Origin of the sequence: Sinomonas sp. (assembly GCF_036848755.1) — a bacterium.
In the GTDB taxonomy this organism is placed as follows: Bacteria; Actinomycetota; Actinomycetes; order Actinomycetales; family Micrococcaceae; genus Sinomonas.
The window spans coordinates 1-8323 of record NZ_DAIUJO010000138.1 but is presented as its reverse complement, the minus strand read 5'-3'; the positions used below and the strand labels follow the sequence as shown (position 1 = coordinate 8323).

The window sequence follows — 8323 nt, the reverse complement described above, 5'->3', positions numbered from 1 at the left end:
CTGCCGCCCGCAGGCATGGTCGGCCGCATCGGCCGTCGTCGTCGCGGAGCTCCTCTGGGAACTCGCCGGAGACTTCCGCCGTCACCTCCGCAGGCTCCTCTGATTGCGCCGTCACCTCCGCAGGGTGGGGACCCTGCGAAGGTGGCGGCGCAACGAGAGGCGGGGCGCAACGGGAGGCGGGGGTGCCCTGTGCTTGCGCCGTCACCTCCGCAGGGTGGGGACCCTGCGGAGGTGACGGTGCAACGGGAGGCGGGGCGTGCCCTGTGCTTGCGCCGTCAGGTCCGCGGGGTGGGGACCCTGCGAAGGTGACGGCTCAACGGGAGGCGGGGCAACGGGAGGCGGGGCGCAACGGGAGGCGGGCCGGGCGGGCCGGGCGGGTCGGGCTGCCCGAGCCCCGTCAGTGGGCTTGCCAGGTGGGTTTGTTGGCGAGGACGTGGCGGTAGTAGTCGTCGTGTTCGAGGGCTGAGGCGGCGGCTGGGTCGGCGAGGACGGTGACGTGGGGGTGCAGTTGGAGGGCCGAGGCGGGGCAGCGTGCGGCGACGGGGCCCTCGACGGCTTCGGCCAGGGCTCCGGCCTTGCCTGCCCCGAGGGCGATGAGCAGGAGGTGGCGGGCGTCGCGGATGGTGGCCAGGCCTTGGGTGAGGACGTGGTGGGGGACGTCGTTGAGGCTGGGGAAGAAGCGGGCGTTGTCGCGGCGGGGCTGGGCGGGGGGGGGCTTGATGCGGGGGGGGGGGGCCAGTGGCCTACTGTGGGAGGGCGCCGACAGCGGGCGTTGTCGCGGCGGGTCTGGTCGGTGAGGGTCTTGATGCGGGTGCGGGAGGCGAGGGAGGACATGGGTTCGTTGAAGCCGATGTGCCCGTCGGTGCCGATGCCGAGGATCTGGATGTCGACGCCGCCGGCGGCGGCGATGGCGGCCTCGTAGCGGGCGGCTTCGGCCTCGGGGTCGGGGGCCTGGCCGTCGAGGCTGTGGACGGCGGCGTCGGGGAGGTCGATGCTGTCGGTGAGCTCGCGTCGGATGACGGAGCGGTAGGACTCGGGGTGCTCGGGGGGCAGGCCGAGGTACTCGTCGAGGGTGAAGGCCTCGGTGTCGGCGAAGGACAGGCCGTTGTGGCGGTGGCGTCGGATGAGCTCGCGGTAGGTCCCGAGCGGGGTCGAGCCGGTCGCCAGGCCCAGGACTGCCCGGCCTCCCTGGGCCCGGGCGTCTTCGACGCGGGCCTGGATGATGTCCGCTGCGACGCTGGCGACCGACTCGGCGTCGGCCAGGATGACGATCTCCACGGGCAGCCTACTTCGCGGGTTCGGTCTCGGAACTGACCTCATCATCTTCGCGCCCGGGGGTCCGCAGATTCCAGCGCTTGATGACGAACGAGAACAGGAAGTAGTAGATGAAGCCGTACATGATCCCGATGGGGATCAGGAGCCACGCGTTCTGCGCCTTGCCGAAGTTGAGGATGTAGTCGATGAGCCCGGCCGAGAACGTGAAGCCGTCGTGGATGCCCAGGAGATTGACCAGCGCGAGCGACGTTCCCGTGAGGAACGCGTGGATCACGTAGAGCGGGAACGCGACGAACATGAACGAGTACTCGAGCGGTTCGGTGATGCCCGTGAGGAACGCCGTGAGGGCTGTCGAGAGCATGATGCCGCCGACGATCTTCTTCTGCGAGGGCTTCGCGTGGCGCCAGATCGCGAGGGCTGCGGCGGGGAGGCCGAACATCATGATCGGGAAGAAGCCGGTCATGAAGACACCCGCGCTCGGATCGCCGGCGAAGAAGCGGTTGAGGTCGCCGCGGACGAGTTGGCCGGAGGCGTTGGTGTAGTCGCCGATGAGGAACCAGACCACGGAGTTGAGGATGTGGTGGAGGCCCGCGGGGATCAGCATGCGGTTCGCGAAGCCGTAGATCCCGCCGCCGATGACGGTGTTGGACGCGACGGCCTGTCCGACCCACGAGAGGGCCGCGTTGAACAGCGGGTACAGAAACGAGAGGACGACGCCGACCACGAGGCTCGTGACCGAGGTCAGGATGGGCACGAGGCGGCGGCCCGAGAAGAACCCGAGGAAGTCCGGGAGCTTGGTCCGATAGAAGCGTGCCCACAGCATGGCGGAGAAGAGGCCCACGATGATGCCTGCGAGCACACCGTAGTTGATGACGGCGGGTTGCCCGGTCGGGTCCTTCTGGCCGGCGAGGACCACGGGCGACATCGCCTTGAAGACGCCGTCCATCACCATGTAGCCGACGACGGCGGCCAGAGCCGTCGAGCCGTCCGCCTTCTTGGCCCAGCCGATGGCGATGCCGACCGCGAAGATGAGGGGCAGCCAGGTGAACACCGCGTTCCCAGCCGCTGAAATGACGGCCGCGCCAGCGGAGAAGCCCGGGATCGCGCCGAGGAGGTCGGCCTGGCCGAGCCGGAGCAGGATGCCCGCGGCGGGCAGGACCGCGATCGGGAGCATGAGGCAGCGGCCAAGGCGTTGGAGGGTCGCGAAGACCGCGTTCGGCTTCTTTTCGCTGGCCTTGACGGCCGAATCAGACGTAGACATTGCATGCACCTTTGCGTGAAGGAACGAGGGCTGGGAACCGGCCGGATCGGCAGGTAATGTCTGGTTATGACCAGTTCAGTTTGAGACGCGCCGGCCGAGGTGTCAAGAGGTACATCACAGTCGGACCTCCATCCCCAGCGAGTAGCGGTCCGAGCGGTACCACGAGCGCGTGTGCTCGATCGCGCGTTCCCCGGAGGACGAGGTGCGGTCGAAGACGAGCACCGGCGCTCCGGTCCCCGTCCCGAGCAGGACTCCGACGTCGGCCGGCGCCCCCTCCGCCCGCACTGTCTGGCGCGCGCGGTCGATCTGGCATCCGAACTGGGTCGCGAGGGCCGCATAGACAGAGCCCGAGAGGTCGAGGTCGAGGAGGCCGGCAGCGTATTCCGCGCTGTACCACGCGTCATCGACGCTCACGGGCCGGCCGTCGGCGAGCCGGAGCCGGCGGAGGTGGATTCCCTCTGCCCCAGCTGCCAAGCCGAGCGCTCGCGCGGACTCGGGTGGCGCCGTCGTTCGCTCGGCGATGAGGACGACCGTGCTCGGCGTGTGCCCCTGAGCCTCCATCTCCTGCGTGAACGAGGCCAGGTGAAGCGTGGACTGGACGGTTGCATCGGCCACGAAGGTCCCCTTGCCGGGCACCCGAACGAGGTGGCCTTCCGCGACCAGGCGGCCGATGGCCGCGCGCACTGTGATCCGGCTCACTTCGAACTCGTCCATGAGGGAGCGTTCGCTCGGGAGGCGCCCGCCCGGGCTGAGCTCGTCCTGGGCGAGGCGGAGGATGATCGAGCGCAGCTGCTCATGCTTGGGAACCTGGCTGTTGAGGAGTGGCAAGCGAGCCTCCGCTCTGGGGATACTGGTCCGATCCAGTCAGATCCAGACTACGGCACAACGCTTCGGCCGACGAGCCCTTCAGCGGGCGGCGAGGACCTGCTCCCGCAGGATGTCGGCATGCCCGCAGTGCTGGGCGAGCTCGCGGAGCATGTGGAGGAACACCCAGCGCAGCGGGAGGGGCCCGCGCCGGTTTCCGCGGACGACGTCGTCAATCGCCAAGTGTGCGATGGCGCGCCTCGAGTCTCTACACGCCTCGCGGTATGCGGCCCGCACGGTCTCGATGGTGTCGCCGTCGTCGAGCACGAAGGACTCGTCCGGCGTCATCGGAATTCCGATCTCGGCGCGGGACCGGCACGTGACCGCTTCGTCGAACCACACCCGCTCTATGAACGCCCCATGCTTGACGAGACCGAGCAGCGTGGTTCGCGACGGCACGAGGGACGCCCGCGCCTCCGCCTCGGTGAGGCCGTCGAGGCAGCCCTCGAGCGCTGCACGATGCTCGTCGAGGAACACCTCGAACTGTGCGCGCAGGTCAGCGTCGAAGACCCGCGAATCCATAGAGGGCATAGCAGCAGTCATGGACGCGAGTGTACGGCGGGCGCGGCCCGGGGTGCGGTCAGCGGCGGGCCCAAGGCGGGGCATGCTCGGGGAGCGGTCCGATCCCGACGAGCCGCGCAGGGACGACGCGCAGAGCCGGAAGGGCATCCAGCATCCGGAGCGGCAGCGGGACGTGCTCCGAGGTCGTCCAGTCCGCGGCGCGCGCGGCGTCCTCGTCAAGCACCTTGCCCACGACGGCGCGGTGGGCGAGCTGCTGGAACGCCTGGATGAGGGCCGTCGGCCACCAGCGGCGCCGCTGCACGCTCTGCAGCACGGCCTCGGGAACCAGGCCGCCGCCGGCGAGGGCCGGCCGGAGAATGCGCGCCGCCGCGACGGCGTCCTGCACCGCGAGATTGATGCCGACGCCGCCGACCGGGCTCATCGCGTGGGCCGCGTCCCCAATCGCGAGGAAGCCGGGGAGGTGCCAGCGGGAGAGGCGGTCGAGACGCACGTCGAGCAGTTTGACGTCGTCGAACGACGCCGGAGCCTCCGCGAGGCGCCCGGCAAGCCATGGCAGCGCGTCGGCCAAGCGGTCGCGGAAGGCTGCGATTCCCTGGGACCTGAGCTTCGCGTCGGCTCCCTTGCGGATTACGTAGCCGCACTGCCAGTAGTCCCCGCGGTCGATCATGATGAGGAACTGCCCGCGGTGGATCCTCCCGACCGCGCCCTCCGGATCCGAGGGATCCCGCGGCACGCGGAACCACCACACGTCCATCGGCACGCCGAAAGCTGTCGGTTCGAGCCCGGCCGCGGCGCGGACCACGGAGCCTCGGCCGTCGCACGCCACCACGAGATCCGCCTCCAGGTGCCGTTCGGGTTCGCCCTCGCCTCCCGGCTTCCACACAACGCCGGCGACCCGGGCGCCGGCGGGGGCTGCGCCGTCGTCGTCCGCCTTGCCGGGGGCCGCGCCGCTGTCGGCGCCCTCCCACAGTAGGCCACTGGCCTCTGCCTCACGGAGGAGCCGGAAGCTCGGCTCCTTGCTCGCGGCGTCCGCGAGCAGTTCGAGCAGGTCCCACTGCGGAACAAGGGCGATGTAGTTGTGCGGGCCGCGGAGCCGGGAGAGGTCTCCGAGCTGGGCTGGGCCGGAATCGAGGTCTGCGCCGACCCACGTGATCCGCCGCTGGGGGAGCGCCTCGAACGCGGGTCCGAGTCCGAGCTCGTCGAGCAGAGTGAGAGTCGAGGGGTGCACGGTGTCGCCGCGGAAGTCCCGCAGGAAGTCCGCGTGCTTTTCGAGGACCGTGACCTCGATCCCGCCCCGCGCGAGCAGGAGACCGAGGAACATGCCGGCGGGGCCGCCGCCGACGATCGCGACGCGCGTGCGCTCGATCGCAGTCATGGCCTCAGCCTAGCGGCGTGGTCGGAGGGCTCATCTCGATGTCCCGGCAACTATTACGCGGTCGCCCACCTTGAGGCCGCCGATGTCGACAAAGACGCGTCCCAAAACGCCGCACCGTGACGCCTCGGCCATCGGCGTCAGATGGCCTGCGTCTCGGTGCGGCGTTCGCACTCGGAAAGGTTCGGCGGGAACTGGTGGCGGCTACGCGGCTGGTTCGACGACCGGCGCGGCTTCCTGCGCAACAGGTTCCGACAAGGCCGGGACCGGCCAGCCCACGACCTTCTTCGGCCGCGGGTTGGCGTAGGTGCGGACCTTCGACGTCGTGAGCCCGAGGCGCACGAGGGACTCCGCCGCGGCGACGGCGGCAGCGACGCCGTCGACCACGGGGACGCCGCAGCGTTCGCGGATGCGCTCCTCGAGTTCGGCCATGCCGCCGCAGCCGAGAACGATCACCTCGGCCTTGTCCTCCCGGACCGCCCACTCTGCCTCGGCCACGATCGCCTCCACGGCGCGTCCGGGGTCGGCCTCGAGCTCGAGCACCGCCATCCCCGACGCACGGACGGAGGCGCACCGCGCGTCGAGCCCGGCCAGCTTGAGGCGGTCCTCGATGAGCGGGACGGTCCGGTCGAGGGTCGTCACGACCGAATACCTGTGGCCCAAGTACATCGCTGTCGCCGCGGCGGCCTCCGTGATGTCGACGACGGGGACGTCGAGGAGCTCTTGGAGGCCCTCCCGCCCGTGCTCGCCGTAGCCGGCCTGGATGACGGCGTCGAACTCGCCGTCGTACCGCGTCACCGCGTCCATGACCGCGATCGCCGCGAGATAGCTCTCGAAGTTCCCTTCGCAGGAATCGGCCCCGAAGCGCGGGGTGATGCCCACGATCTCCGTGTCAGGGAGCGCCGCGCGGCGGGCTTGGGCCGCGATGGCGTCCGTCATGGACTGGGTGGTGTTGACGTTGGCGACGAGGATGCGCATCGGAAGCTCTCTGGGTCGTGGCAATGCCAGGCAGGCGGGGGGAGTGTGCTGGGGGAGCGGGCCGAGGGCCGGTCAGTGGACGACCGGCACGGCGATCGCTTCGCCGTCGGCGTCCTCGAACCGGCGCCGGCGGTCGGCGACGAGCCAGTAGGCGACCGCACCGAGGCCCGCGCCGAAGAACCACGCGAACTCGGACAGGACGTTCAGCGCCGGGACGAACGCGATTGCGAGGGCGACGGCGGCCGAGGGCACGAGCGCTGCGATGGCCCGCGGGTTCACGCCACGGTGGTAGTGATACGCGCCGGTCGGCTCCTCGGTGTACAGCTCACGCACCTTCACGCGACCGCGGCGGACGAGCCAGTAGTCAGCCATGATCACGCCGAACAGGGGGCCGAGCAGCGCCCCGAGACCGCCGAGGAAGTACACGATCACGGCGGGGTTGTTGTAGAGGTTCCAAGGGAGGATCACGAGGCCGATGACTGCCGAGACGAGCGCCGCCTTGCGGAAGTTGAGCCGCTTCGGGAAGAGGTTCGTGAGGGCGTAGGTCGGGGCGACGAAGTTGGCCATGAGGTTGACCGCGATGGTCAGGACGAGGAGTGCGAGCGATGCTCCGGCAAGGAGGAACGTGTTCGGGATGGCTTGGACGACGTCGGACGGGGACGTGATCACCCTGCCGTCGATCTTGAACTGGGCCCCCGCGAGGACCACGCTCACGGCGCCGAACATCAGCATGTTGATCGGGATGCCCCAGAAATTGCCCTTGACGATGGAGGCCTTCGACTTCGCCGCGCGGGTGAAGTCACAGAAGTTGAGTACGAACGTGCCGTAGATCGAGACCCAGAGGGCGCCGCCGCCGAAGATGTGGCCCCACATCGCGGGCCCATCGAGGGTCGCGTTCGTGTGCCATGCGAGCGAGAACCCCGCGCGGGCGAACATCCAGATGGCCAGGGCGAGCATGGTCGCGAGGATGATCGGGCCAGCAAAGGCCTCGTACTTGCGAATCATCTCCATCCCGTAGCTCACGATCACAACCTGCACGATCCAGAGCGACACGAAGGCGATCCAGCCCAGTGGGGACAGGCCGAGGATGTCGCCCTGATCGAGGGGCTTGAGGCCCGGTGCGAGCGCCACGAGGAGGACCCGAAGGACGACGGAAGCGAGGTACGTCTGGATCCCGAACCACGCGATCGCGACGCCGCCGCGGATGAGCGCGGGGATCTGCGCGCCGTGGATGCCGAACGAGATCCGGCTCATGACGGGGAACGGGACGCCGGTCTTCTGACCCATGAAGCCCGAGAGCGTCAGCAGGCCGAACAGGAGGGCCGCCCCGAACCCGAGAGCGCCGAGGACCTGCCAGCCTCCCAGGCCGAGGGCGAAGAGGCCGATCGCGAAGGCGTAGTTGCCGAGGCTGTGCACGTCGTTCGCCCAGAGGGTGAAGATGCTGTACGCGCTCCAGCTGCGGCCTGACCTCTGCGTCGGCGCGAGGTCGCGGTTGTAGAGGCGGGGGCTGAGGGCGACGGGGATCGGGCGGGACGGGAAGGCCGACGACGGCGACTCCGCCGTGCCGGTCGGCTCGCCCGCGCCGGGGCCTGCGTCGGAAGTCGGGCCTGTGCCCGTGGCCTCGGCGGCGGTTTGGGTGCTGGGTGCTGTCAGCGGCTGGACCACGATGTCCGGGTTGCTGTTCATTGTTCTCTTTCGGATCGGTAGTGGCGGAAGGGGGTCCGCGTTCGGGGATCCGCTGGCCTGTTGGGGCTGTGAGGCTCAGCTGTCCGGCTCGGTGACCGGTATGCGAGGAGTCTCGGTGTGGTGTGACCGACCTCTCATCGCTTGGTATACAAAGTACTCTGGGATACCAAAGGGTGCAAGAGGTTGAGGTAAAGTGAGATTTGGCGTCCTTTTTGGGTTGCTGGGATACCGACTCGTCTCCAGTTGGTCGGAGGTTGGAATCCTGCCTCTGGGCGGCCACCGCCGATCCCCAACCCTAGCGGCAGAACCCGCCTCCCCGGCTTCGGGACCGGCCTCCCCGGCTTCGGGACCGGCCTCCCCGGCTT

Annotated in this window: 6 protein-coding genes and 1 pseudogene; all 7 read right to left on the bottom strand. The window is 69.5% G+C overall.

Features of this window, described 5'->3' with window-relative positions:
* Positions 1-397: 397 nt before the first annotated feature.
* Positions 398-1278, bottom strand: a pseudogene (locus V7053_RS16550) (glucosamine-6-phosphate deaminase).
* 7 nt (positions 1279-1285) lie between these two features.
* Complete coding sequence (locus tag V7053_RS16545) at positions 1286-2536, bottom strand: PTS transporter subunit EIIC (RefSeq protein WP_334173371.1); 1251 nt, start codon at positions 2534-2536, stop codon at positions 1286-1288.
* 114 nt (positions 2537-2650) lie between these two features.
* Positions 2651-3364, bottom strand: a complete 714-nt coding sequence (locus V7053_RS16540; protein WP_334173370.1) for a GntR family transcriptional regulator — start codon at positions 3362-3364, stop codon at positions 2651-2653.
* Between the two features lie 78 nt (positions 3365-3442).
* Complete coding sequence (locus V7053_RS16535; protein ID WP_334173369.1) at positions 3443-3943, bottom strand: DinB family protein; 501 nt, start codon at positions 3941-3943, stop codon at positions 3443-3445.
* A gap of 37 nt (positions 3944-3980) precedes the next feature.
* On the bottom strand, positions 3981-5297 hold the full coding sequence (locus V7053_RS16530) for an FAD-dependent oxidoreductase (protein ID WP_334173368.1): 1317 nt from the start codon (positions 5295-5297) through the stop codon (positions 3981-3983).
* Positions 5298-5498: 201 nt separating this feature from the next.
* Positions 5499-6272, bottom strand: coding sequence for an aspartate/glutamate racemase family protein (locus V7053_RS16525; protein ID WP_334173367.1), 774 nt, complete (start codon positions 6270-6272; stop codon positions 5499-5501).
* A 72-nt stretch (positions 6273-6344) separates the two neighbouring features.
* The gene (locus tag V7053_RS16520; protein ID WP_334173366.1) at positions 6345-7958 is read right to left on the bottom strand and encodes an NCS1 family nucleobase:cation symporter-1; all 1614 of its coding nucleotides are present in this window, start codon (positions 7956-7958) and stop codon (positions 6345-6347) included.
* Positions 7959-8323: the final 365 nt, after the last annotated feature.